The 24141-nt window shown below is 45.0% G+C and carries 21 protein-coding genes; 7 read left to right on the top strand and 14 right to left on the bottom strand.

What is annotated here, in order from left to right; all coding sequences use genetic code 11:
• From ACJAT7_RS01810 to ACJAT7_RS01800, 3 genes are all read right to left on the bottom strand, one after another.
• Window positions 1-1487 (bottom strand): SLBB domain-containing protein (locus ACJAT7_RS01810; RefSeq protein ID WP_415225085.1); only part of this gene is annotated, 1487 nt, incomplete at its 3' end.
• Window positions 1484-2293 carry an OmpA family protein gene (locus tag ACJAT7_RS01805; RefSeq protein WP_415225084.1) on the bottom strand — a complete coding sequence of 270 codons (810 nt, stop codon included), beginning with the start codon at window positions 2291-2293 and terminating at the stop codon, window positions 1484-1486. The genes ACJAT7_RS01805 and ACJAT7_RS01810, both read right to left, overlap by 4 nt.
• A gap of 2 nt (window positions 2294-2295) precedes the next feature.
• A complete protein-coding gene (locus ACJAT7_RS01800; RefSeq protein WP_415225083.1) occupies window positions 2296-2634 on the bottom strand; it encodes an STAS domain-containing protein in 339 nt (112 codons plus the stop codon).
• A gap of 457 nt (window positions 2635-3091) precedes the next feature.
• Here ACJAT7_RS01800 and ACJAT7_RS01795 point away from each other — a divergent pair, with 457 nt between their 5' ends.
• The 4 genes from ACJAT7_RS01795 (at window position 3092) to ACJAT7_RS01780 (ending at window position 6917) form a co-directional block, all read left to right on the top strand.
• Window positions 3092-3256 (top strand): signal peptidase II, encoded by a 165-nt coding sequence (locus tag ACJAT7_RS01795; protein WP_415225082.1) that lies wholly within the window; start codon window positions 3092-3094, stop codon window positions 3254-3256.
• Between the two features lie 93 nt (window positions 3257-3349).
• Window positions 3350-4222 carry a PhzF family phenazine biosynthesis protein gene (locus ACJAT7_RS01790; RefSeq protein ID WP_415225081.1) on the top strand — a complete coding sequence of 291 codons (873 nt, stop codon included), beginning with the start codon at window positions 3350-3352 and terminating at the stop codon, window positions 4220-4222.
• A 237-nt stretch (window positions 4223-4459) separates the two neighbouring features.
• The gene (locus ACJAT7_RS01785) at window positions 4460-5848 is read left to right on the top strand and encodes an O-antigen ligase family protein (RefSeq protein ID WP_415225080.1); all 1389 of its coding nucleotides are present in this window, start codon (window positions 4460-4462) and stop codon (window positions 5846-5848) included.
• The gene (locus ACJAT7_RS01780) at window positions 5841-6917 is read left to right on the top strand and encodes an acyltransferase family protein (protein ID WP_415225079.1); all 1077 of its coding nucleotides are present in this window, start codon (window positions 5841-5843) and stop codon (window positions 6915-6917) included. Before ACJAT7_RS01785 ends, ACJAT7_RS01780 begins: the two co-directional genes overlap by 8 nt.
• 91 nt (window positions 6918-7008) lie before the next feature.
• Here ACJAT7_RS01780 and ACJAT7_RS01775 read toward each other — a convergent pair whose 3' ends face one another.
• The 11 genes from ACJAT7_RS01775 to ACJAT7_RS01725 all read right to left on the bottom strand — a co-directional run bounded on the left by ACJAT7_RS01775 (window position 7009) and on the right by ACJAT7_RS01725 (window position 19531).
• Window positions 7009-7980, bottom strand: coding sequence for an endonuclease/exonuclease/phosphatase family protein (locus ACJAT7_RS01775; RefSeq protein WP_415225078.1), 972 nt, complete (start codon window positions 7978-7980; stop codon window positions 7009-7011).
• A complete protein-coding gene (locus tag ACJAT7_RS01770; protein WP_415225077.1) occupies window positions 7973-8656 on the bottom strand; it encodes a sugar transferase in 684 nt (227 codons plus the stop codon). The genes ACJAT7_RS01775 and ACJAT7_RS01770 overlap by 8 nt, the downstream gene beginning before the upstream one ends.
• Before the next feature lie 28 nt (window positions 8657-8684).
• Complete coding sequence (locus tag ACJAT7_RS01765) at window positions 8685-9872, bottom strand: glycosyltransferase family 2 protein (protein ID WP_415225076.1); 1188 nt, start codon at window positions 9870-9872, stop codon at window positions 8685-8687.
• A complete protein-coding gene (locus ACJAT7_RS01760) occupies window positions 9865-10965 on the bottom strand; it encodes a glycosyltransferase (protein WP_415225075.1) in 1101 nt (366 codons plus the stop codon). Before ACJAT7_RS01760 ends, ACJAT7_RS01765 begins: the two co-directional genes overlap by 8 nt.
• Window positions 10962-12407: a GumC family protein gene (locus ACJAT7_RS01755; RefSeq protein WP_415225074.1), complete on the bottom strand. Its 1446-nt coding sequence runs from the start codon at window positions 12405-12407 to the stop codon at window positions 10962-10964. The genes ACJAT7_RS01760 and ACJAT7_RS01755 overlap by 4 nt, the downstream gene beginning before the upstream one ends.
• A complete protein-coding gene (locus ACJAT7_RS01750; protein WP_415225073.1) occupies window positions 12404-13552 on the bottom strand; it encodes a glycosyltransferase in 1149 nt (382 codons plus the stop codon). The genes ACJAT7_RS01755 and ACJAT7_RS01750 overlap by 4 nt, the downstream gene beginning before the upstream one ends.
• Window position 13553: 1 nt before the next feature.
• Window positions 13554-14282: an acyltransferase gene (locus tag ACJAT7_RS01745; RefSeq protein ID WP_415225072.1), complete on the bottom strand. Its 729-nt coding sequence runs from the start codon at window positions 14280-14282 to the stop codon at window positions 13554-13556.
• Window positions 14283-14523: 241 nt separating this feature from the next.
• Window positions 14524-15951 (bottom strand): lipopolysaccharide biosynthesis protein, encoded by a 1428-nt coding sequence (locus tag ACJAT7_RS01740; protein WP_415225071.1) that lies wholly within the window; start codon window positions 15949-15951, stop codon window positions 14524-14526.
• Window positions 15948-17090, bottom strand: a complete 1143-nt coding sequence (locus tag ACJAT7_RS01735) for a glycosyltransferase family 4 protein (RefSeq protein ID WP_415225070.1) — start codon at window positions 17088-17090, stop codon at window positions 15948-15950. The genes ACJAT7_RS01740 and ACJAT7_RS01735 overlap by 4 nt, the downstream gene beginning before the upstream one ends.
• On the bottom strand, window positions 17080-18327 hold the full coding sequence (locus ACJAT7_RS01730) for a glycosyltransferase family 4 protein (protein ID WP_415225069.1): 1248 nt from the start codon (window positions 18325-18327) through the stop codon (window positions 17080-17082). The genes ACJAT7_RS01735 and ACJAT7_RS01730 overlap by 11 nt, the downstream gene beginning before the upstream one ends.
• A gap of 193 nt (window positions 18328-18520) precedes the next feature.
• A complete protein-coding gene (locus tag ACJAT7_RS01725; RefSeq protein ID WP_415225068.1) occupies window positions 18521-19531 on the bottom strand; it encodes a glycosyltransferase in 1011 nt (336 codons plus the stop codon).
• 457 nt (window positions 19532-19988) lie between these two features.
• On the opposite strand from ACJAT7_RS01725, the gene ACJAT7_RS01720 reads away from it, so the two are divergent.
• From ACJAT7_RS01720 to ACJAT7_RS01710, 3 genes are all read left to right on the top strand, one after another.
• Window positions 19989-22217 carry an LruC domain-containing protein gene (locus ACJAT7_RS01720; RefSeq protein WP_415225067.1) on the top strand — a complete coding sequence of 743 codons (2229 nt, stop codon included), beginning with the start codon at window positions 19989-19991 and terminating at the stop codon, window positions 22215-22217.
• A gap of 34 nt (window positions 22218-22251) precedes the next feature.
• Window positions 22252-22728, top strand: a complete 477-nt coding sequence (locus tag ACJAT7_RS01715; protein ID WP_415225066.1) for a hypothetical protein — start codon at window positions 22252-22254, stop codon at window positions 22726-22728.
• A 356-nt stretch (window positions 22729-23084) separates the two neighbouring features.
• A complete protein-coding gene (locus ACJAT7_RS01710; RefSeq protein ID WP_415225065.1) occupies window positions 23085-24128 on the top strand; it encodes a rod shape-determining protein in 1044 nt (347 codons plus the stop codon).
• Window positions 24129-24141 lie beyond the last annotated feature (13 nt).

Below are 24141 nucleotides of genomic sequence, written 5' to 3'. Positions count from 1 at the left end.
GATTGGCGTACCCATTGTGCCTTGTTATCGCTGGGATCTTGGGGTAAATCCTGGACCATTATCGTGCTGCCCGCTTTAATCATCGGTAATTCATGATCGGGTTGACCATTTTTGATAAAAGCATTGAGATCAAAATTATATACTTGTGGTTTGCCGCTGCGTTGCGGGATCACAATCTCAATATTATTGGTATCAGCACGTTGCGTAGGACCGCCAACGTGAGCAAGCAGATCCAGTAGTGACATCTCATCTGACCATTCGATACGACCTGGACGCACCACAGAGCCGAGCACTCTAACTGCGCGGTTGGGCGTGACTTTGAGCCAGGATTTTTCATTCATATCGGTTTTTTCAGGAATAAAAATCGCATCACCCGCGCTGATCTGTGGTGGTTTCTGGGGATTTTTACCTTCGGTATAAGCCGTTAAATCAAATGCGACAATGCTGTTATCGGCTTTGATAATACGAATCTGGCGCGATTCAGCAAAACGAGTCGGTCCGCCGGCATTGGCCAAAATATCCATAAATCCGACCCCATTTTTGCCCTCATAAGCGCCTGGTTTAGCTACTTCACCCATCACATAAACCATATGTGCCCCAGTTTTAATCTCCTCCTCCTGTTTGGGGATGAAAATGGTACTGCCTGGCTGCATCTCGGGCAGGTGTTTTTGATCGCCACTATCTAAATATTCTTTGAGATTGAAGAGGGTAGGTTTGCCCTGTGTGATCACGCGGATTTTTTCAACCCCTGCGTAGCGAGTTACGCCGCCGGAAGCCATTAACAGATCCATAATATCCATGGTCTTGCGATAAGCAAAACTTCCTGGGCGATTGACCTCACCGAACACTTTAATGGCCAGACTGTTATTGGCGCTATCGCCTGCATTGGCCATTTCCGCCGGATTAAATTCCACTTCCACATTGCCCGTCATCGGCGATGCCGGAATAAACAACGCATCCATAGATTGCAGTTGCGGCAGCAGCCCGGTATCGCCGCTATCTAAGTATTTTTTATAGTTAAATACGCTGGTTTGCTGGGCACGGAGTAGCTGCATCCGATCCAGCTGGGCCCCAGTGCGTAATCCACCTGCAGCATGAATCGCTAATTGAATGGATGCATCTGACTGCAATATATATTCGCCGGGTTGCATAACATAGCCGCGCACGCTGATAATTATCTGTTTTTTAAGCAGGTAAACTTTTAAATCCTGCAAATCAATAAATGTTTCCGCTAACTGATTGCTAAGCAGCAGCTGTATTTCCGCCACTGATAGGGTGTCGACCTGAATTGCACCAATTTCGGGTAGGATAATTCGCCCCTGACGATCCACAGCAAAGGGGGCTGAAAATGCCTGTTCTCCGGGCAGTGAAATTTGCAGCAGGTCGCCTTTTTGAATTTTATAGCTTAGTGGATCGCTCTGCGCAGTTACTGGTAGCAGTACAGAAAGCATCAGTACAAATAAACTTATCAGCTTGAAAATATTCATTTTTTCATTACCTCCGGCCTAACACTTATATTGACAAGCTCAATAGTGACGCGTCGATTAACCAGTCGCACTTGTGGTTCGTCGCCGCTAAACAGCGGGCTATTTTCGCCCTTGCCTGTGACACTGATATTGCTCGGATTGACGCCGAAAATTTGCAGATAGCGTTCCACTTGTCTGGCACGCTGTAGAGAAAGTGCTAAATTAGCGTTATCACTGCCTGTTGCATCAGCATGACCTATTATCTGCAGGTGGTAGTTTGGATAGTCGCGCAGCATGCCGGCAACTTCAGCCAAATGACCGATATATCTGGGATTAAGGGCTGTGGATGCAGATACAAATTGATTGTTATTATTAAGCAGGGCATTAATCGTCGCGATAATATCGGCATTTAATAGCGCCGCTTTTGTGTCTGGCCGGTTATCGCTGCTTAAGCAACTTCCCTGCAACTGCACATAATTGAGTCTGCGCGCTAAACGGGCGAGATGATCGCGCTGAATAATCAGATCATTGGCAGCATCTGCATCCAGCCCCCCCTGTAATTCTCGGGCAATGCGTGTCGCGCGGATCTGCGCAGTTTTCACGCTTGCCGGAAAGCATATTTTTGCACCCGCGAGGAGCAGATCATCTAAATGTCGACTACTTAGCTGCTGCTCAAAATAGAGGGCATTTTCTAACCCCATCGGGTGACTTGGTGCATCGCTTAAATCATGTTCTGCTAAGCCTCCGTGTCCTTGCGGCGGCCTGCTGCTGCACGCCGATGTGGAGATAACAATGACAGCGCACAAGACAGTGAGTAATGGCTTCATGGTTAGGCCTCCCGCTGCAGCTTAGCTTCAACGGCGAGCGAAAGCGGGATAGCGGCATCAATGCGCAGTAACTTCATTAACTCTTGCGGTTGCCCCTGTACGCCCACTATTTCCAGCGAGCGGCCCTGTTCTTTAAGGCGTTTAAAAAGAAATACAATGGCGCCAATGCCAGAAGAATCGATAAAGCTAACCTGCTCAATATCCATTACCGTATGTGGATATGCCTGCTTGCTGATAGCTTCCAGAGCCGGACGAATTTTACTGCAGCCCAGCGCATCCATTTCACCGCTTAACTGAATAATCAGATTACCGTCAGTTGTCTCGATATTATTAATATTCATGCTTGCCTTCCTTTGTGTTGCACCGATAGTGTTTCTTATCCAGATTATTGCATTGACCGTGCCATTTTAATTTACTCAATATAAACAGTTAGTTAGCTATTAAACTGGCTTTTTTGGGACGTTTTAAAGGTGTTTATTCGCATTTTGCAAATGCTTTTGCAAAAAGGAATTGCAGCTTGGAATGGAAGGACAGCTGAAAAAATAGTAATTGCAGATGTGATTGATCTTTTTCAACTGCTTTTTATATAACGGGTTGATGTTATTATCGTTTGCAGTGATTAATTTAAGGTTATAAGTAGCACCTTTACTACAGAGAGATGCTTGTAAAACTGTTAGCAGCCATAAAAAGGTTTAGCGTAAATATTAAGGTTTGGAAAAGAGTATCCATTATTGTTTTAGTTACTGTATCTGGGGTTGGTTGTGATCAAAGTACTGAGTTATTGGTGGTGCGTTTTTATTGGCTTTATTGCTCTACTTAGTAACCAATTCAAGGCAACATAGGCTCTCTTTAATCACGTTATCGCTTGTTTTTGCTGGTGGCATAAGCAATTTCTATGATCGTGTGGTTAATAATGTGCTCTACCTTCTAAAGCCAAAAAACTCACTTTCTATTTTGCTCTAAGTTATCGATATCAATTTTTTTAGATACTATCGTCAATAAGTTGAGCGCCATAAGTCGCTCCGTTTTTTGCTTACTTAATGGTTATGGGAGAGGATGTCGATGCATATCGAAGTCACACTGGTAAACGCGTTTACGGCTGATGGACAAGGTGGAAATCCTGCTGGCGTTGTTTTTAATGCTGATAAATTATCCGATGGTCAAAAATTACAAATTGCACAAGCGGTTGGTTATTCGGAAACGGCTTTTGTGTGTCGTGACGAAGTCGCTGATTATGCGCTCTCTTTCTTTACTACGACCGGTGAAATCGACTTTTGTGGTCATGCCACCTTAGCTACTTTTTCCACTATGTACCAGATGGGCATTATTACTGCAGGCTCTTATGTTCAACGAACTAAGGCTGGAATGCTATCGGTGACCATAGAGTCAGATGGTAAGGTGGTCATGGATCAAAACGCACCTCGAAAATTGGGTGAATTTTCATATCAAGAGATTTCACATCTTATTGGTATTGATAGCAATATACTAAAAAGGACGCAGTTGCCCATTGAAATCATTTCAACGGGACTCGCTGATGTGATGATTCCGGTGCCGAATGGCTATTTAGATCTAATACGGCCAAATGATGAGATTATTACTGATTTTTGTAAAAAGCATAAAGTTGTTGGCCTGCATGTTTTTGAGCTTGGTACGCCAGAGACTAGATTCAGCGCAAGCTGTCGTAATTTTGCACCTTTGTTTGGTATCTCAGAAGAATCAGCAACAGGTAGTTCATGTGGCGCTTTGGCTTGTTATCTGACAGAACATCTTGCTTTAGGTAGTGATTATATTTTTGAACAAGGTAGGGCGATGAATTGTACCTCAATAATTATGGCATCTGTTCAATCTAATCATTCAACGCGTATCAATGTGAAAGTGGGTGGTTTTGCAAAGAGTATGGGGACTGTGTACGTTCCGTATAACGAATAAAATCATCGGATCCATAACCCTTATCGTGCTTTTTAAGAATAACGTCGAGTAACTGGAAGCAAATAGTTGAATCTGTTTTTCAATTCGCAATTTGCAATTCAATATGAGAATTTATCTACTAAGTTCCATAGAGAACATTTTAATTTTCAAATAAATCAATCTGTTACATTTAAAATTCGATGGCACATAATTTGCTCTATCTAGGTTAACCTAATAAAACCTTTGATATGAGCCTTTATGCAAGTAGACAACCGCCCGCTTAGCGTTACCGATACAAACTCTTTTCCATGGATTATTGTCATGGTGTGTGCGTTGTTTGGTGCGGTTTGGTATTTGATCCCTCATCCTCTCGTTGTGATTGGGCTTGGGCTGATCCCGGTAGCTATTTTATTTACCCTACGCTTTCCCGTCCCGATAGGTTTAATGTTTATTGTTTTCTCATTTTTCCGCATCCACGAAGCAATACCCCTGCTTTACTCATTACGCATCCCATTAATGCTTTCCCTTGCGACCATATCAACACTCGCCTGGCATATTTTCATCAGCCAACAGATCCGCCTCTATCACCGACCCGAAATGGTAGCTTTCTTGATTTTTTTTGTGCTCGTATTTATCGGAATTTTGTTTGCGGGTAATCGCCCCGAAGCAATTGCCTATTTTCAATCGACCTATATAAAAATTGGCATTATGACCCCTGTACTGGCATGGCTCCTCAATGAAGTTAAACATTTTAAACTGACCCTGTTTATGGTCACGGGCGGAGGATTAATCATTGGTTTTGTGACCCTCTTTAATAAAATTAATGGTATCGGTTTGGTGGAAGAAACCCGTGTGACGATTGGCAGGGAGATAGGCTCAGTGTTAGGCGATCCTAACGATCTTGCTTTAGTGCTGCTTTTTCCCTTTTCTTTTGCCATTTCATTATTGATGACCCAAGGATTAAGCCTGAAGTTTCGCGCCTTAGGGCTGATCGCCACTATTACATTATTTTGCGCGATCATTGTCACTCAAAGTCGAGGAGGGCTGCTTGGCATTTTATCCGTGGTCGGAATTGTGGCTTATCGCCGAGTTAAATCTAAAACACTCTTCTTTGGCGTAGGAGCGATAGCTACTCTTGCTCTTTTTGTACTTGCCGGGATCAGCGGCAGGCAATCCGGTGGCGCTGCAGAAGAGGGGCTGGATGAATCAGCAATGGGCAGATTGCATGCATGGGAAGCGGCATTTGGCATGGCAGTTGATAACCCGGTAACAGGCGTTGGCATCAATAATTTTTATTTTAATTATTTTTATTACAGCAAATATTGGGATGGTTTAAATCATGCGGTACACAGCACTTGGTTTGGTGTATTAGCGGAAACGGGATTTATTGGTTTAACGGCTTTTTTAACCATGGTCATTATTACCTTTAAAGCATCGCGTAACACATTAAAAACAGTGACTGCCAGCGGCAACCAGTTTTCACCAACTATACGCGCGATAAGCGAAGGTAACTTGGCTGGCGTCGTTGCTTTTTGTGTCTCAGGGACTTTTCTGACGCAAGGCTTTACATGGCCCTTGTATATTTTGATTGCACTTACGGCTGCGGTTGCACAATTTGTAGAAAATAAAGGAGCAGAATATGATTAATAAAGGAATGATAAAATCATCGCGAATCGCCTCGCTTGATGGGCTGAGAGCAGTGTCGATTGGCCTTGTATGTTTAGGTCACTTAGCCGGGACGGTTAACTTTCCTGAACTATTATTGCCGTTACATAACGTCGGCAATTTTGGGGTGAAAATTTTCTTTGTTATTTCAGGTTTCCTTATCACTTTATTACTGCTTGAAGAAAAAAATCGCAACGGAAAAATTAATCTAAAGCAATTCTACCTTCGCCGTACTATACGGCTATTTCCTGCATTTTATTTCTATATCCTGTGCATTGCAGTGGCTGAGCAGTTTGGGTTTATCAATTTACTGCCTGGCGATCTGCTCCATGCGGCGAGCTATACCATGAATTATCATAGCGAACGCGCTTGGTGGCTTAACCATACATGGTCACTGGCCGTTGAGGAGCAGTTCTATCTGCTTTGGCCTGGTTTGATCTGTCTTTTGGGCGTGTTGCGTGCTAAAAATATCGCTATTGCCGCCCTGATATTAATCCCTATCGTCCGTATTATTATGTGGTATGGATTGGATGCCTCCCCATCTGCGATGACCAGACAGTTTGAAGCAATCGCAGATGCTTTAGCGACGGGGTGTCTGCTTGCTTATCTGTACCAAGCTGGTATTACATTGCCTAAATGGTGCCGCTCGCGATTGTTTATACTGGTGCCGATTTCAATGATAGTGTTACCCAGTATTCTATATAAAATTGATAACGGCTTATTTTATACGCTGGGGCAAAGTTACATCAATTTAACCGCTGCGCTTATAGTGCTTCGCTATATCTCTGTCAGTGAAGGTTTTTCTTATCAAATACTTAACTCAAAACCTGCTATTTGGCTAGGGGCAATGAGTTATTCACTTTACCTTTGGCAGGAACCTTTCCTTAATTCTTGGGTGACTAATTGGTATGCAAGCTGGCCTATCAACCTACTACTGACTTTCGTTTGTGCCTGTTTCTCTTATTATCTGGTTGAAAAACCAATAATGAATCTTAAATATCGTCTTTTTAGCGTGAACAATCCTAGTCCTAAAGCTGTTGAAATAAGTTAACAAGCAATATACCTGTTTTCGGGGCGGTATTTACCCCTCTAATAAACATAAGAAGTGGAATTATAGAGGTGTCGCAAGCAAAGCAGACAAGCTAGCGCATCCCTAACTCTGTCACCAGTAACTGATGATCAGAACCTTGAATCTTTTGGTTGTCTTTGCTGATAACCTGAAACGAATCGCTGATCAGACAGTGATCAATATAGGCGCTGCTGAGCAGGTGTAGCAGTGGATTGCGGCCGCTATAAGACCAGCTGGGAATGTACGCAAGGGCATTTGTGCTATTACGTAATAAACTGTTTTTCTGCAGTGCTTTAAATTGCGTTGACCAGGGCGTGATATTGAGGTCGCCTATGATCATTTTGTACTGCAGTAACGAGGCTGAGGCCTGCTCCGCGACATATTCCAATGTACTATTTCTTAATTGCCATAAATTGGCATTTCTCGGTGATGCCGGATGCAGCGCAAAAATATGCACCGGGCTGTTTGTTTGCGGGCTTTGTACAATAACTTCAATAATATGACCTCCTTTATAGCCGAGATAATGTGTTTTTTGCTCGACGATAGGCCATTTTGAAAAGAACGCTAAATCAGATAGCGAAGAGTCGCTGATAAAGTAGGGATAACGCTGCTTCAATGTGGTTATCTTGTGCCGCTGATCATCGCCAACTTCCTGTAATACCAGTATCTCAAAATCAGCGTTACCAAGCTTAGCTAGCAGTGGTTCAATATACTGATTTTGATAGTGAATATTGAGTTGTGCAATTTTTAATGTTGCAGCTGCCGGCTGGTCATTGCCTACAGAAAAAGGGGATTTTTGATAAATGCAAGCTGTCAGTAGTAACAGGGTTAAGGTACTAAGGATTTTTTCAGCCCTTTTTATATTGATAATAAGCAGCAGCAGAGCCAGCAATATCCATTGCAGTTGTAGACTGCTGATATTGTCGAACCACCAGCTTGTTACCTCTATGGTCAGAAGGGGCAGACTAAGCATTAGCAGCACTGTTAAATTAAGCAGATAAAGCCCTGCGCGGCTAAGCACGTTGTGCTGACTTATCTTAACCATTACATTTTATAACCGTTAAAATGGTTTGAAAAAATATTCTAATATCGGTTTTTATCCATGACAGGGGCTGGCTTATTGCTAAGGAATAAGCATGATCATAGCCCAGTTTCTCATCTATATTGTGCACGCTGCCTTGATAGCTTTGGTTAATCTGCGCCAGTCCCGTTAATCCGGGTAATACCTGATAGGTTCTTTCGCTAAAAAAGGGCCGATTTTTTTCTATTTCCGAGCTTAGTTCAGGGCGCTCAGGTCGCGGACCGATCAGTGACATTTCACCTTTTAAAATATTAATCAGTTGCGGGGTCTCATCAAATCGTGTCTTACGCAAAAATCTACCGATACGGGTGATGCGCGGATCAGATTTTGTAGCTAACAGCGCGACCCCCGCAGCTTCTGCATCGTTGCGCATGGTTCTAAATTTAAAAATGGTAAATGTATTACCCGCACCTTGTTTGGATTTTCCTAAGCGGATTTGCTGATAAAAAATCGGACCTTTACTGTCTAGTTTAATTGCCATCGCAAGCAGTGGCAGCAGAGGGGAAAGCAAGAACAACGCGCTGCAGGAAAACACAATATCAAAAAAGCGTTTACCATATATCACCGCAGGGTGGATATAACTAGTGACTGTTGCGCGTGTTTGTTGCAGGTTTGTTGTTGCTCTAATTTGTGTATTCATTGTTTTATCCTTCGTATTTAATAGATTGTTAACTGTTAATTTTTTTCCAACGACCTTTATCAAGTCGCAGCAGATAGCGCAGTGTGCCGATCAAGCCTGCGATATGCCCGCTGACCAGATAAGCAAGCAGTTTGCATAGTTTGTGACTGGTCGCGGGGTTAAACAGTATCTGCCATGTGGCGAGGCCATAAGCACTGAGTTGTAGGAGTGCCAAAATAAAAAACAGTGGCTGGTCAAAGGCCAGCAATAGACTGCCAAGCAGGGCGCTTATCATTAAAAATGGCATAATCACGCGCAGCCCTTTGCCGGAGATAAAAGCAAATGAGACGCCCCCATAATGGGGTAAAAACAGCCGCTTTAATCTCAGTAACTGTTGAAAATTTCCAGCTGCAATACGGCGACGACGCTGCCTATCCTGACTGTCGCTTGATTTTTCCAGCTCCAGCGCGTTAATGCTACTTTCATACTCCGCGCGGTAACCGGCAGCAACGATTTTCATCGGTAAAATAAAGTCATCATTGATAGTATCGGCGGCTAATGGCTCAAACAGTGCCCGGCGAAACAGATAAAATGCGCCGTGCGCGCCAAGGGTAGATCCAAGCACGGCTTCGCTGGCTTTGATTTGGCTCTGATAATCCCAATAGGCTTTTTCACCTAGCGAACCCGGTGAAAGTAGGCGGTAATGACCGTTAAGTACGCCTATTTTGGGATCTTTAAAGCGCTCTGCAGCAATTAATAGTGCATCGATTGAAAGCAGTGCTGAGGTATCGCTTAAGGCAACCAGATCGCAACTCAGATCACCAATCAGGCGATTAAGCAGGGCGACTTTACCGCGATTTTCAGTGAAATTAAGTATCGTAATGTCAAGGTGCTGGCATTCTGCTTCTGCTGCGGTTTTTAGCGCAATCGGATAGCTGTCATCAGTACAGCCGTCACAGCTGATAATCACCTGTAAACGGCTGCTCGGGTAGTCGAGTGCTGCCAGATTACGAATTTTTTCAGCAATCCACTGCGCTTCGTTATAGGCGGGGATCACAATCGCTATGGTTGGCAGGGTATTATCTGCTGCTGAGTTTGTGTAATGGCGCGGGCTTGGCTGCGCCGCTTTGCTCGGGTGGCGTTTATTGATAAAGCGTAAAATAAGCGGATAGCCTAGATGATGGTAGAGAACTAAAAATCCGCTGATTAAGGTCAGTAGCGACAAAAGATCACTCATAGCATTCTCCTGCTTGGCTGCGCGAGGCGCGTAAATCAGCATAGGCGTTTGCCATAATGCGCACATCTCCATGTTGCTGTACGTAAGCGCGCGGTTTGCTGTTATTCGTGCTGCGCAGCATTTTTAGCAGGGTCTGGCCCATTATTTGACTGTCGTTGGCGGGAATAAATTTTCCGCTATCGGGACAAAGCGTTTCTTTGGATCCGCCAACATCGGTGACCAAGGTTACAATATTACATGCCTGCGCTTCCAGCGGGGAAAGCGGTAACCCTTCATCTAATGAGGGCAGACAGAATAGATCCAGCGCTTGATAGAAAGTTGGCATGGTATCGAGATGGCCAAGAAAATGTACCCGTTTTTGTAAGCCAAGGTGGGTGACTAATTGTCGTAGCTCACTTTCAATAGAACCACTTCCGGCAAGGGCAAGATGCACAGTTGAGGGCAGTGTAGAAAGTGCATGGAGCAGAATAGCCTGTCCTTTTACCACTTCCATGCGCCCGCTGCAGCCAATAATCTGTGCCTCGCTGGGCAGTTTAAGCTGTGCGCGTGCCGCAAGTTTATTGCCAGGCAGAAAATACTCAGTGTCGATACCGTTGCGGATCACCTTGATCGGCTGCTCATATTGCAGCTGGCTGCGCATACTCTGCGCCACGGTTTGCGCATCGGCAACCAGCAGCGGACGTAGTAGCTTGATGGCGTAACGTTGCAGCATTCGGCGTTTATAAACATTAAGATGCCAGGCATCATGCTCGGTATGTATAAGGTGCTCGACCCCGGCAATACGTGCAGCCAATCCTGCATATAAAAGGGGCCCGATATGGTGGCTATGTATGCTTTGCGCTGAATTTTCTTTGATTACGCGAAGCAATTTTGCCAGCAGTGACAGTGAAATGCCCGGTTGTTTATCAAGAAAAATAAGCTGTTGCTTGTATGGAGCCAGTCTTGGCCATGCTGCCAGTGCACTTTCAAGATCTCCTTCAAGGCTAACAATCAGCATCTTTTCATTGGCCCCTGCAAAAGAGAAGAGATCCAGCGATATGGTTTCTATACCGCCGGGACGCAGATGCTGCACAACTTGGATAACAGTATTCATAAATTTTCTCCTGTACCTGCTTTGATGTAAGGAATACGGCTTAATACCGCAACACCTGTGAGTGCTTCTAATTTATCTCGGAGGCGCAGCTGGGTATCATTAACTTCAAGCATGACCGCAAAGCCGCAGCCGAGAAATAGCCCGCCAAATAAGCCGCCAAGAATAAATAGTAATAGAGGTTTGTTGGTCGGTGCTGTGGGCGTGAATGGGCGATCTATCACCTTGACGCGTTTATCCTGCTCAAAAACCCCGAGTGATGCGGTGATATTGGCTTTTTCAAAACGTAGTAAAATATCGTCATAAAGGTCGCGTTTTATGGACAGCTCACGCTGTAGCTTGGCAAGTTTCCCTGCATTTTGGCCGTAACCAGACATCTGTTTCTGCAATGTAATAATGAGATTTTTTAAACTTTTGATCTCTTCACGCAGGCCATCAACCTTGGCACTGGTCTGCTGCATATTTTCAAGCTGTGAGATTAACAGCGGTTGCTGCTTCGGATTATTGCCAGGCTGGTAATTATTGCCAATAGCCCAGAGTTTTTCGAGACTGACACTCTCATCGCTATTACCAATCAATTGTTGCCGCTCAGCTTCGAGTCGCTGCAGTTTTCTTTGTGCGCCGATAACTAAACTGTGACGTGCGGTATAACGGGTTCTCAGCAGTGCCAGCTCACCTTCAATACGGATGATTTTATCTTCAATAACACCGACAATCGGGTTGGTCTTGGACAGCTGCCGATTGATTCCTCCAAGGCTGCGACTGGCGCCTGCCATTTCTGACTGACGTTCAGCAAGGCGCTCTTGCAGTTTTGCTAATCGCGCAATATTAGTAAGATGCAACTCTGGCAATTCGGTTGCGTATTGATCCATAAATTCAGCTATGGCCTGCTCTGCTTTATCCAATTCAACTTGGCGGCTTTGCAGATGCTCACCTAAAAAGGTACTGGAATCTGTCATTGAAGAGCGCTCTGGCGCAAGCACTTGTTCGACAAATTGTTTGCTGACCGATTGCAGCATCTCCTTCATCCCTTTGGGATCATTGGCATGGTAATCGATACGGATCAGATCTTTGCCAAGCATATTAAAGCTCAATGCAGCAGAAATTCGCTGGATCACGCGATCATGCTCTTCGGGAGTGGTTTGCGCGTTAACTAAACCTCTTTCTTGTGCAACAGCACCTAAAATATGGCGGCTGTGGAGCAAGGTTTTTAGCGCGCCGATCCGTTCTTTGAGCATCGCAGAAACCGCTAAATCTTCCAGAAACGGATTGAGTTTAGCTGTTTCTTGAATCAGCATACTGCTGTGTGAGGTGTAATGCTTAGGGCTTAATGCACTGATTAACAAGCCAAAAATCGGAAAAATAATGATCGGAATAAAAATGGTATAACGGCGTCTCCATGCACCAGAGAGTATTAAATATAAACGCAACTGTAGTGTATTCATAATTTCTCCAGCCAGGCAGCAACCTGAGCTGCACGTGCCGCCCAGCTGTGTTGACGAACTTGATTGCGCAATAAGGGGGTAAATGCAGGCAATGTGCAAAGATGTTCACTGGCACGTAAGGCTTCGACCATCGCGTAGCTGCTATCGGCTGTTTGTACAATGCCTGCCCGCTGGAACTCAGCAACAGCAGGAAAAGAGGTGCTGATAATAGGTCGTCCAGCGGCTAGATATTCACTGAGTTTAAGTGGATTACAGGCGCGGATTTGCGCATTGTCAACAAACGGCAATAGCGCGGCAGTCCAATGCTGACTATATGCGGGGAGCTGATGATGCGGTCGTTCACCGAGTAGGGTGACATTTTTAAAGCGCGTTAAAACACTGATATCAACCACTGTTTTTCCGATAAACACAAAATGCCAATCGGGCATTTTTTTGATGGTTTGCTGCAGTAATTCAAGGTCTAACCAGTGCGAGATACTGCCGTAAAAGCCGGCAATATTACGCCCGTCGTTGGGCAGATCCGCAGCGCGCGCAGCAGGCGTGGAAAAGAGTGAGTAATCGACGCCGTGAGTCAGCAACTGGGTACGCGATGCGGCGCTACGCGCTGCAAGCGGTGCACTTGAGGCGATAATTAGATCTGCTTTTTTATGTAACTCCTGTTCGCGTTGGGCAACGGTGTGGTGATCTACCCCCGCTAAACCACTAAAATCATCACCGCAGTAATAGACCACCGCGGATTCATTTAGTTTACCTATCATATCGACTGCGGTGGGAAGCGATGTCCAAAGGATCGGTGCGTGTAAGTGGGATAGCTTAAGTAATGGTTTGATCTGAGCAAGCAGCAGCTGCACCGCCGCCCAACGTCCCAGTGCGCTGCGTGGAGCAGGAAGGGTCCGCGGGTTTAGGATCTGGAAATTGTTGTTTGAGGTGTATGGTAATGGTATCGCCTGCGCATTAGCTGTTTTGCTGGGCAGTAGTTTTGCGCACAAACGGTTGAGATCGCGCCGCGTCAATCTCGGACGACGCAGGCCGATGGAGTTTATCCAGATAATTTTGCGTGTCTGCGCTAAATGTTTGATTAGATGTTGAGTGCTGCTCGGTAAGCCACCCCAGTCTTCACCAAATACAATCAGATCATGATGCATATTATTTACCCTCGCTGAGCTTAAGTTCTCGGATCACGCGCGCAGGAATGCCGCCAGCCAACACCATAGCGGGAATGTTGCAGGTGACCACACTGCCCGCCGCGATAATGCTGCCGTGACCGATGCGCACTCCAGCGGTAACCGACACACCAGTTGCCAGCCAGACATCTTTTTCTAATATAATTTCGCCGACTTGGCTGTCTGTTTCCGGCTCTCCCTGTGCGCGAGCTTGAGCATCTAATGGATGACCGGGATAGCCTGCCAGTAATGCTCTTCCTGCAATACGCACATTGTCGGCAATCACGACTTTGCTGCCGACGGCAATGGTGGTCATCCAGCCAATATCGACATTATTGCCAATTATCAGGGCTGGTTGAGTTGCTGCGCTACTTCGTCCTGTAAATGTGCTTTGTCCTGAGATACGGCAGTTATCACCTATCTCAATAGAAAGTGGACCACTTATATAGGGTAAACCGCCATAAAGGTTGAGAGGTCGGCCGACTTTATGCACACGTCCCTTAAATAATGGCGTCCAGAAGACAATACGGGTGAAGGTGGAAAACAGGTTGCGTATAAAAACATAAAGCGCATAGAGGGGCGTACATAAAAATTTAGGCGCGGGTAACTCAAAGTTAAGCACCGTTTTGAGTTGAGTAAAGACACTTTTAACCAGTGGGTGGTCACTGTTTTTTAGCCATTGTTTGCTTTGATTTAAGATACTTGTTTTCATTACTGTGTGCTCCACTGTTATTTTACACAAGGAACATTGCAGAGATTAGGCCAAGTTTATATTGTATTTTAAATCAATAGCTTAAGATTTTTTCATGGTTTTCACCGGGGCCGATTAGGCAATCTGCAAATGTTTATTGCAAACGTTTTTTGCAAATTGCAAATTGCCGGTGTACCGATTTAAAGAGCAAGCCATGCTGCGAATAAGTTGAGACTGCTGGTGGCGTAAACACCCTCAACATTCATTGACAGAGTCTTTTTTGCCGAAAAGTAAAGGGTAGCGTGAGCAGTTGCAGATAGTGCGCCGTGGCTAAAAGGGTGATTGCGGCGCTAATGACCACTAAACTTAATTGTCCCAGGTGTGTTATCTGTGTGCCCAGCGCTATCCAAAAAATTGCCAGTGTGGCCAGTTTAAGCAGATCTCGAATGGGGTAATTAAGCGCTAAAAAATATTGGCTTACCTGATAAAACAGTAACAGGCGCAGTGATTGTGCGATTAATAACGACAAGATAATACCCCATACCTGATATTCAGGGGTGAGCAGCAACATACCGGTGATTCCCACTAACGCCGAAAACAGATTAATTATAAACTGGCTGCTTGTGGTTTTACCTGTAAAGCAACCGATATTAAATAGCTCGACCAGTTCTTTTAATAACATAACCAATACCAGCCCTAATGCATATTGACCGGCCTGCGTATAGCTCGCTGGTAGCAGGGCGTTAATCAGTACAGGACAGAGCAAAGCGACTAATGTGGCAATCAAGATCGCCAGTGCGCCGCCCATTGCGCTAAAACGGGCTACTTTTTGCGCGCCGTCACGTTCATTAAGCACTGTAAATCTGCGTGGTGACCACCACATTCCAAAGGGCTGCAGCAACAGGACCATGGCCAGTGCAAATTTTGCGGCGATGCCAAATTCCGCAACATCGGCTAAACTGCTGTGATCGGCTAAAACCCAGCGATCCAACCCATTTAGCGCAAATGCCACCAAACCGCTGGCAACAATCGGCACACTGTAAATTAACGCACGCTGCCCACTTTTCAGATCAAAAGCCAGACCAGTATCACGTATCTGCAAATAGCAGAGTAGCGCTGTTTGCGCAATGGCAGCGATTAATCCGGCTTCTAAAATACCGGCAACGCCTCTTTGTAAAAACAGGAAGATAACCACCAGTACAGCTTGCGTTAACGCGCGGCCGCAACTGGCCAAGAAAAATGGCAGGGCGCGGTTATTCATCCGCAGCCAGCCTAACGGCACGGAAATACAGCCTTCCAATGCCAAAACGGCTAACACCAGACGTACCTCATAAACAGAAGGTGAGCCCGGTATCCATGCACTAATGGTGGGAGCGGCAAACCATCCACAAACAAGTGCGACGACTGCGATTAACTGGGTTAGGGTAAATATTTGCGCGGCAATACGGACCCGTTGTGACTGATTTTTGGCCTGGCCAACAAAGCGAAACAGGGTGTCTTCCATGCCCATGCCGACCAGAATGCTGCCGATAATCGCTAGGCTGCTGATCACTTCCAACCGCCCAAATTCACTGTGGCTTAGTTGCGCGGCAATAAACGGCAGTATTAATAAAGAAACGCCTTTCATCAGCGCAATACTCAGACCATAGAGAAGACTTTGTCGTACGCCGCTACTGAGTTGCAGTGTCATCGATTACCTCCCCAAGGACGTACATGTAAACTGTTATTTTCAATGCACTTTTTTAGGTGGGCATATTGCTGCGCGGCGCGATAGTTTCCTGCAACCTTGCTCGCCTGTTGCCCTATTTTTCTGACTTTCTGCATATCCTTACTCAGTAAAAGCAGCTTTTGCATAAGATCGTCACTGTCGTTGGCCGTGTATTTAATACAGTTAATGTTATCTTTTAAAATATTATCCCAATATGCGCCGTCGGCAGGAATGAGCACGCAATGCCCAGCCGCCAGCGCTTCTAAAATAGATAATCCAAACGGCTCATTTTGGCTGGTGGACACAAATATATTAGCGCTGGCGCGGATCTGATCAAGATTATGGGGATCTTGATGGCAGTGCACAAAGCGCAAATCTTCTGGCAGTTTGCTGACCGGTAAAAGTGTGTCTTGCGGGGTGATATAACAGATATGGCTGATTGGCCGTGCACTTGCCGGTATGTTGCGCAGCGCGGCGAGCAGGGTTTCTAATCCTTTCCATTTTAGTAGCGAGGCGGCCCAAAATACAACCGCTTTGTTTGTTTGGCAAGCTGTCGGCCAGCACTGCTCGCTTAGGCCGTTTTGCATAATATGAAAATGTTTCGGCAGTGTGTGTAGCGAATCTTTGTTCATGCAGCTAAGACTGTTTAATAAGGAATCGCCGCTACTGTGCAGATAATGGACCTGCTCGGCGGCCAATAAGCTGCGGGCAATGCTGCGAGATCGGGCTACCGGACCATGGATAAGCTGAATGAGCTTTATCCCCAATAGCGGTTTTAGCAGATATAGCGATAAATCAACGCCCGGGCCGGATGCACCTAAACCAATATCAATACGCCCGAAACGGATTCGTAACAGCATGATATTCGCAGCAATAAACAGATGACGCAGAAAATAGGCGATACCTTGCTCTTGTCGAGCGAGCCATTTCGGTTGGTAGAGACGCATACGCGTTAATTGTGGCCAGTGCCAGGAAGTGGGATCGGCGCTGAGTACCGTAATACGTATTTTATTCGGATCGAGCAATCGTAATACGCTTTCTGTTGCAACTTTGGATCCGCCGCTAAAGGCGGTAGGGTCGATCACCAGTAGATGCGCTTTACGATCAGTTTTACCCAGCATAAGGCGCTCCTTTTTTGCAAAGGCGTTTGTAGATATTGCTCAGGGATAAGCGCAGGCCACTATTTTTATAGACAATGTTTTTATAACAATTGTTTCCGTTGCTAACCATCTGCTTGTATAACTGCTCAAAGTGGCGCGTATTTTGTTCTATGCTGAAATTTCGTAACACATGCTCACGGCCTGCTTTGCCCATCGCATGGCAGCGCGCCGGGCAAAGGTAGAGTGTGTGGATTGCTTTGCTCAGGGCGTCAACATCTTCGCTGGGCACTAAGGTCCCGCTTTGGCCATCAAGCACAACATCGCTAATACCGCCGATTGCCGGCGCGACAATAGCAAGCTGTGCAATACTGGCTTCCGCTAGCACCAGCCCGAACGCCTCCTCTCTGGCGGCAGAGACAAACAGATCCGCGCTGCCGCGTAGTATAGCGATAACATTCTCCTGTTCACCGAGCAGGGTTACATTTTGCTGGAGGCCGAGGCGTTGAATTTGCTGCTTGAGATTTTTTTTCTCTGGGCCTTCACCGATAATAAGCAGATGAACAGGCAGCTGTTTAGCTCTTAATTGTGCCAGCGCCGCAATAATCAGATCCACCCCCTTGCGCTTAATTAGAGAGCCGACCGTAGCAAGCACAAAATCACCAGGGTTGATTGCTAGTGTTTGGCGTAGATCGCGTTTTTTTTGTGCCAGCAATTTTTGTGTATCGATGCCATTGGCGATCACCTGCATGCGAGCATCCGGCATCTTATCGCGTTGTAATTCACCCAGAACATAACGGCTCACTCCAATTAGCATTGGCACTTGGTGTAATCCCAGCGTTAAGCGATCGCGCAACTGATAAATAGAATGGAGATGACAGATTAAGGGGGTATTTCGTTTACGCGCTGCAAAATTTAGCCATTGGCAGGGCGCAGCACTATTGGCATGAATCAGTTTTATCTGGTGTTTATCAATCAGTTTCAGCGCTTGTTTGACTAAGCCGATAAACGCGGGGAAATCAAAACGGGGGGCTTTCCAGCCGAGCAATAAAGGAAAGTCTGAGCGATAAACTTCGATACCCAGTTTGTGTGCCTGGTCGACCATTATTTGCTGGTTGCACCAAAGCACGGCTGTAAATTTTGCTTTATCAAGATGGGCAAGTAGATCCAGCAGGCAGCGTTCGCTACCGCGGATCCAATTATCTCCGTAATGGGTAAAAAGTATAGAGATTGGTTGAGGATTTATATTTAGCTCTGTCATCACTATTTATCTCCTTATTAATGGAACGTAAGTCAACCATTGCAATTGCAAGCGCCGTTCCATTATTTTAACTACTTGTTTTTAAATGAAATGTAGATTAATTTGGAGGCGGGTGATGTTTTTTTATAGCTGTTTTTACTAACCTGCATTGCATAATGCAATGACAGGATTTGATTTAGCTGTTGTGGGGAAATTAGTTGGCAAATTTTCTGTAGTGGGCGATAAGTTTAGGGATTGCGACCTTGCTGGAAAATTTTTTGTCTATTACCTTTTTTGCCGCAGCTTGAAAGCTTTGTTTGTCTGTCACAGATATTTTTTGCCAATGAACTATCTGTAATGCCAGTTGCTCGATATCTCCCTGCTCGATTAACCAACCGTTGTAATTATGTTGAATTAACTTGTCGAGTGCACCTACGCGAAAGGCTAAAACAGGAATGCCTCTGGCCATCGCTTCGAGTGCTGCCATCGGCAGACCTTCATAGCGGGAAGTGATCACCAGCAAACCTATCTGCGGCCAAACCGCATCCATATTTCTTTGTTGCCCATGAAGATGCAGATTATCTGGGCAATATTCTTTTAACGCATTTAATTGCGGGCCATCGCCATAAAGATGGAAAGGCGTGTCGCTAATACGCTCTGCTAAATAAGCAAAATAATCGGGGCCTTTTTCGCAGCTGACCCGCCCGACAAAAGCAATTTGCTGCCCTGTAGAGTCGTTTAAATGGTTGTTGTTTACAAAATTATCGAACACGTTAACTGTGCCGGGGAGGCGTTTACTAATCTGCGGGCTAACGGCAAACAGATGATCGGCAAAAACAGCGGTTAATCTATCTAAGCGATCATAGAATGCCATTTTTCCGCGGCCAATCTCTCCTGCATGATAGGTGCTAAATACAGGAACATTATTTATCCAAGCGGACAGTCGTCCATAGATACCCGCCTTATAACCATGGGTGTGCAAAAGAGCGGGGCGTTCCTTGCGCAGCTTATGGAAGAGAGTGAGCAGCCCGCCATCTAATGTTGTGTGGGCAATACCCGCTTGCTGTAATTGATCGCGCAGCGGGTGGTGACCATGATCGCTGAGAAAAACAACTAACGGGGCTTCTCCGTGTTCTTGTAACCCATCCGCTAGCTGCAATACGTGTGATTCTATTCCACCCGCTTTACTGCTATCTAAGAGTAACCAAATTTTGTGTTTGCCCATAACGACCTCGTTTTTATTCTGTCTGTGATTATTTACAGCGAGTCTGCTGCCTGTGTGCGTTTTCTATGAAACTGCAATTTTAGTGCCTGTTTTATTTACTAAATCAGCGAACGCTGAGATTCACGGCGAAGCAGGCTATACAGAGATCCTCTGCGTAAGGGAGTGGGTAACGTGGTGATAGTTAGTGTGATTTTTGCAATGCACTGCGCATTGCAGATTGCAAATAGACGACTGCAAATGGGCACATTTAATAAATTTTATATATTCGGATAATTATTTTGGTAAGCGGATAAGCCCACTGTACAAGGCGTTATGATGACATAGCCCATTTTTTAAATTAGCTGGCATAGGAATTGAAATAGAACTTGAAATAGAACTTGAAAAAGTAATTGAGCAATAAAAAATAGCGTGCCAATCAAGGAAGCGTCATCTTTATTCAATCACAGGGAGTCATAATATGTATGGGCTAAATGCGTTAAAGAAGTTTAATCATAAAAAGATGAGGGGAAACAGGTGCACTGCATTTGTCTCTTTGATCTTATTGCTAATGCCGCTGTCAGCTGCCGTTGATGCCGCCCCATTTTCAACCTGTCCCAGTAAAGCCTTTCTATTTCAAGGAAATCCGGTATCGAGTTATGGAGTCAATTTGGTTACCGGAAATTATGAATTGATCCAAGATAATCCGGGGATTGAGGCGAATGTAAATGGCTTGGGCTTCGATCAACAAGACAGGTATTTATATGGTTTTAATACAACGGCTCTGCAAATGGTACGCATGGGCAATGATTTTCAGGTTGAATCACTCAATTTAAGTGGCTTACCAGCAAACATCTCCTTCTATGTAGGCGATGTCGCGAACCATTATTATTATCTATATCGTAAAGGCGTGGGGCTATATAAAGTGGATCTACGCCCACTTGATGAGAATATAAATGCAACGCTTAATGCTCAGTTAGTTAGCAGCAATAGTTCGGTAAATTTAACCGATTTTGCCTTTCATCCGAACAATAATATGCTCTACGGTGTCGATAACGGCAGCGGTATTTTGTATCAAATTGATCCCGATAGTGGCGCCATCTTAGCGCTTGGCGATAGTGGCGAAACGGGCACATTTGGTGCTATGTATTTTGATGTAAATGGCTATTTCTATCTATCACGCAACCAAGATGGACAAATTTATCGTATCGATCTCTCTGCTTTAGACGGTGCAAGTAATGCTGAACAGTTAAGTGGGCTTGATGTGCGTGCCCTTAAATTTGCTGACGGACCGAGCTCCAGCCAAAATGATGGTGCACGCTGTGCCAGTGCGCCATTAATCGATGAAGATACGCTATCAAACATTGATTTTGGCGATGCCCCGAAAAGCTATGCGACCATTTTAGCTGATAATGGCCCGCGTCATTTACTCGATGGGCAGACCTATTTAGGTTTAACCCCACCTGATGGTGACTATGACGGCTATATCGGTGCGGATTCTGATGATAGCAGCAAGGTCAACCCGCAAAGTTATGATGATGAAGACGGTATTAACTTTGTAAGTGCATTAGAGGTTGGTCTAGATTCTGTGGTCAGTGTCTATGCGTCAAATGGCGGTATTTTAAATGCGTGGTTTGATTGGAATGGTGATGGTGATTTTAGTGATGCAGGCGAGCAAAATATTGTCGATCTGACCTTGACGGCGGGTTTTAATAATATAGTGCTACGTGTTCCTGATAATGCGCAGGCAGGTAACAGTTGGAGCCGCTTCCGTTATAGTCAGCAAGGTGGATTAAATTACAGCGGTGGCAGCAGCAGTGGTGAAGTCGAAGATCATGCCATTAGTATTTCTGAATCAGGACTCTCTTATCGCTATTATCCGAGCAAAAACGGTTGGTTGACCTTGGCTTATGAAGATCAATGGCCGATCAGTGATGATTACGATATGAACGATGTGGTGATGCACTACCGCAGCGTTGAAGTGATACGCGATCAAAAACTGGTTCGCATTGATATATATGGGGAATTATTGGCTTTAGGCGGTGATTATCATAATGGTTTTGCACTGCAGTTAGAGAATATCGCGTTAGAAAATGTCAATAAACAGACCCTGCGTTTATTGCATAACAATATTAAGCAGCAATATAGCGGTCAAAACGGTGCAACCACTTACGATATTCTAGAAAGTGGTAATAGTAATGCAGTGATCATGATAAGCCAGGATTTATGGAAACATGCGCTTAGTGTTTGTCACTATTACCGCAGTGAAAAGGGGTGTCCGCAGGCGCAAGTCTTTGACTTTGAAGTTAGCGTGCCGTTAATTAATCCAATGCCGTTAACAGATGTTCCTACGCCGCCTTATGATCCCTTTATTTTCGCAACAGAAGGCTTGTACCACGGTGAAATTTTCAGTGAAGCGCCTGGCCGTGGATTAGAAATTCATCTGGCGGATCATGCGCCAACTGAAAAATTCAACCGTAGCTATTTTCAGCTGGGCGATGACAGCAGCGTTCCTGCTGATAACCGCTATTTCCGTAATGCCAATAATTTACCTTGGGCATTAGAGATCAACGCCGCGTGGCAATGGCCCAGTGAAAGAAAACCTTTGTTGCAGGCGTACCCACATTTTCAAAAATTTGTGGAATCTCAAGGGGCAGAAAAAAGTAATTGGTTTGAGTTTAATCAGGCTGTTACCCAGTACTTATTCTAATCATTTTATATTAAATCTATTATTGAGGTGGGCTATGTTAAATATACTAAAGAAACGATTGAGTTTACTATTTTATACACTGCTGCTTAGCGCTTGCGGCGGCTCTGGTGGCGAGACACAAAGCCCCGTCGTTGTTGATTCAGTTATAGATTCAGCCGTTGAGTCCATATCTACTGAAGAGGCTCCGCTAGCGATCCATGAATTGGTTGCCACGCGAGATTTTAGTTTCACCACAAAAACTGAAATTGAAGTGGAAATTGTCTTAAATGATTATCAAGATCAACGTGCATACGTGTCAATTTACAGTATCTATCAACGCTTGGATTCGGGGCGTTACTACCCGGATTCTGCAAGCAAGGTGATTGACGGGGGACTATTGCAGGGGGAATTTAGACAAGCGTTTATCGGACTCAATAATCAGCAGCACTATCTTGCTGAAGTCTGGCTCTATGATGGCAGTGACCCGCTGCAAAAAGAGCTGTTTCTCAATAACAGCGACTTAACTTGGTGATGGCTTCAGGACCTTCCTGCAGATAAGTATCTTTATTGTTTGCAGATTGAGTAAGAGTCACTCATTCTGCAATTACATTCCCCCCTTTTTCTTGATACCTCAAAGTGTTTTATAAGGACTCCGCTCGGAGATTTATAGCCCATCTCGATCTGCTTATTTTATCAATTTCACTGACCAGATAGTTTACTATTTGTAAAGAAAAGGAGTGCCTTGCCTATTTTCTATTCGCTCTGTACTAAGGAATGCAATATTAGTGACGATTCCCGATGCTATTCACTTTATTTTCTTGCTGAAAGAGAGGCGGGTTGCTAAAGTACGTTTCCTACTTTATTTTTTAGCTATTTTGGAAAATTTTCATGTTTAAAATGTTTCGAGGTATGTTCTCTAACGATCTGTCGATCGATTTAGGAACCGCAAACACACTTATTTATGTAAAAGGACAGGGCATCGTATTAGATGAGCCTTCTGTTGTCGCTATTCGTTTAGATAAAAATGGAGCGGGTAAGAGTGTCGCTGCAGTCGGGCATGATGCAAAACTGATGCTAGGTAAAACACCCGGTAATATTCAAGCTATCAGACCCATGAAAGATGGCGTGATTGCAGATTTTTATATTACCGAGAAAATGCTTCAACATTTTATTAAACAAGTCCATAACAATAGTTTTTTACGGCCTAGCCCACGAGTTTTAGTCTGTGTACCATGCGGATCAACACAAGTGGAGCGCCGTGCAATACGTGAATCAGCTCAAGGGGCTGGAGCACGTGATGTGTTTTTAATCGATGAACCTATGGCTGCTGCTATCGGCGCCGGTATGCCGGTTTCTGAAGCGACAGGTTCGATGGTGGTTGATATTGGTGGCGGGACAACAGAAGTTGCTGTTATTTCTCTCAATGGTATTGTTTATTCGGCTTCCGTACGCATTGGTGGTGATAAATTCGATGAGGCAATCATCAACTATGTGCGCCGCAATTATGGCTGTACTATTGGTGAAGTTACCGCTGAACGTATTAAAAAGAGTATTGCCATTGCTCACCCAATCAATGAAGTTAAAGAGATTGAAGTACGCGGAGTGAATGTTGCTGAGGGTGTTCCACGCAGCTTTACACTTAATAGCAATGAAATTCTAGAAGCGTTACAAGAGCCATTAAGTGGGATTGTTTCAGCTGTAATGCTGGCATTAGAGAAAACCCCACCGGAACTCGCTGCCGATATTGCTGAGCGAGGCATGGTGTTAACGGGTGGCGGTGCGCTATTATGCGAGCTGGATAGACTGCTCTCAGAAGAGTCAGGTATTCCCGTTATCGTCGCGGATGATCCGCTCACCTGTGTTGCTCGTGGGGGCGGCATGGCGTTGGAGATGATTGATACTTACGGTGGCGATCTGTTTAACGACGAGTAATTTAGCGCCTAGT

The organism is Psychromonas sp. (assembly GCF_047632995.1).
Classification (GTDB): domain Bacteria; phylum Pseudomonadota; class Gammaproteobacteria; order Enterobacterales; family Psychromonadaceae; genus Psychromonas.
Note: the sequence above shows the minus strand (reverse complement) of the source record. Positions and strands in the feature narration are given on the sequence as shown.

Bases quoted from the DNA above. Each gene is read 5' to 3' on its own strand.
- ACJAT7_RS01805 (WP_415225084.1), bottom strand. From the start codon at position 2,293: ATGAAGCCATTACTCACTGTCTTGTGCGCTGTCATTGTTATCTCCACA.
- ACJAT7_RS01800 (WP_415225083.1), bottom strand. From the start codon at position 2,634: ATGAATATTAATAATATCGAGACAACTGACGGTAATCTGATTATTCAG.
- ACJAT7_RS01790 (WP_415225081.1), top strand. From the start codon at position 3,350: ATGTCGATGCATATCGAAGTCACACTGGTAAACGCGTTTACGGCTGAT.
- ACJAT7_RS01785 (WP_415225080.1), top strand. From the start codon at position 4,460: ATGCAAGTAGACAACCGCCCGCTTAGCGTTACCGATACAAACTCTTTT.
- ACJAT7_RS01780 (WP_415225079.1), top strand. From the start codon at position 5,841: ATGATTAATAAAGGAATGATAAAATCATCGCGAATCGCCTCGCTTGAT.
- ACJAT7_RS01775 (WP_415225078.1), bottom strand. From the start codon at position 7,980: ATGGTTAAGATAAGTCAGCACAACGTGCTTAGCCGCGCAGGGCTTTAT.
- ACJAT7_RS01770 (WP_415225077.1), bottom strand. From the start codon at position 8,656: ATGAATACACAAATTAGAGCAACAACAAACCTGCAACAAACACGCGCA.
- ACJAT7_RS01765 (WP_415225076.1), bottom strand. From the start codon at position 9,872: ATGAGTGATCTTTTGTCGCTACTGACCTTAATCAGCGGATTTTTAGTT.
- ACJAT7_RS01760 (WP_415225075.1), bottom strand. From the start codon at position 10,965: ATGAATACTGTTATCCAAGTTGTGCAGCATCTGCGTCCCGGCGGTATA.
- ACJAT7_RS01755 (WP_415225074.1), bottom strand. From the start codon at position 12,407: ATGAATACACTACAGTTGCGTTTATATTTAATACTCTCTGGTGCATGG.
- ACJAT7_RS01750 (WP_415225073.1), bottom strand. From the start codon at position 13,552: ATGCATCATGATCTGATTGTATTTGGTGAAGACTGGGGTGGCTTACCG.
- ACJAT7_RS01745 (WP_415225072.1), bottom strand. From the start codon at position 14,282: ATGAAAACAAGTATCTTAAATCAAAGCAAACAATGGCTAAAAAACAGT.
- ACJAT7_RS01740 (WP_415225071.1), bottom strand. From the start codon at position 15,951: ATGACACTGCAACTCAGTAGCGGCGTACGACAAAGTCTTCTCTATGGT.
- ACJAT7_RS01735 (WP_415225070.1), bottom strand. From the start codon at position 17,090: ATGCTGGGTAAAACTGATCGTAAAGCGCATCTACTGGTGATCGACCCT.
- ACJAT7_RS01730 (WP_415225069.1), bottom strand. From the start codon at position 18,327: ATGACAGAGCTAAATATAAATCCTCAACCAATCTCTATACTTTTTACC.
- ACJAT7_RS01725 (WP_415225068.1), bottom strand. From the start codon at position 19,531: ATGGGCAAACACAAAATTTGGTTACTCTTAGATAGCAGTAAAGCGGGT.
- ACJAT7_RS01720 (WP_415225067.1), top strand. From the start codon at position 19,989: ATGTATGGGCTAAATGCGTTAAAGAAGTTTAATCATAAAAAGATGAGG.
- ACJAT7_RS01715 (WP_415225066.1), top strand. From the start codon at position 22,252: ATGTTAAATATACTAAAGAAACGATTGAGTTTACTATTTTATACACTG.
- ACJAT7_RS01710 (WP_415225065.1), top strand. From the start codon at position 23,085: ATGTTTAAAATGTTTCGAGGTATGTTCTCTAACGATCTGTCGATCGAT.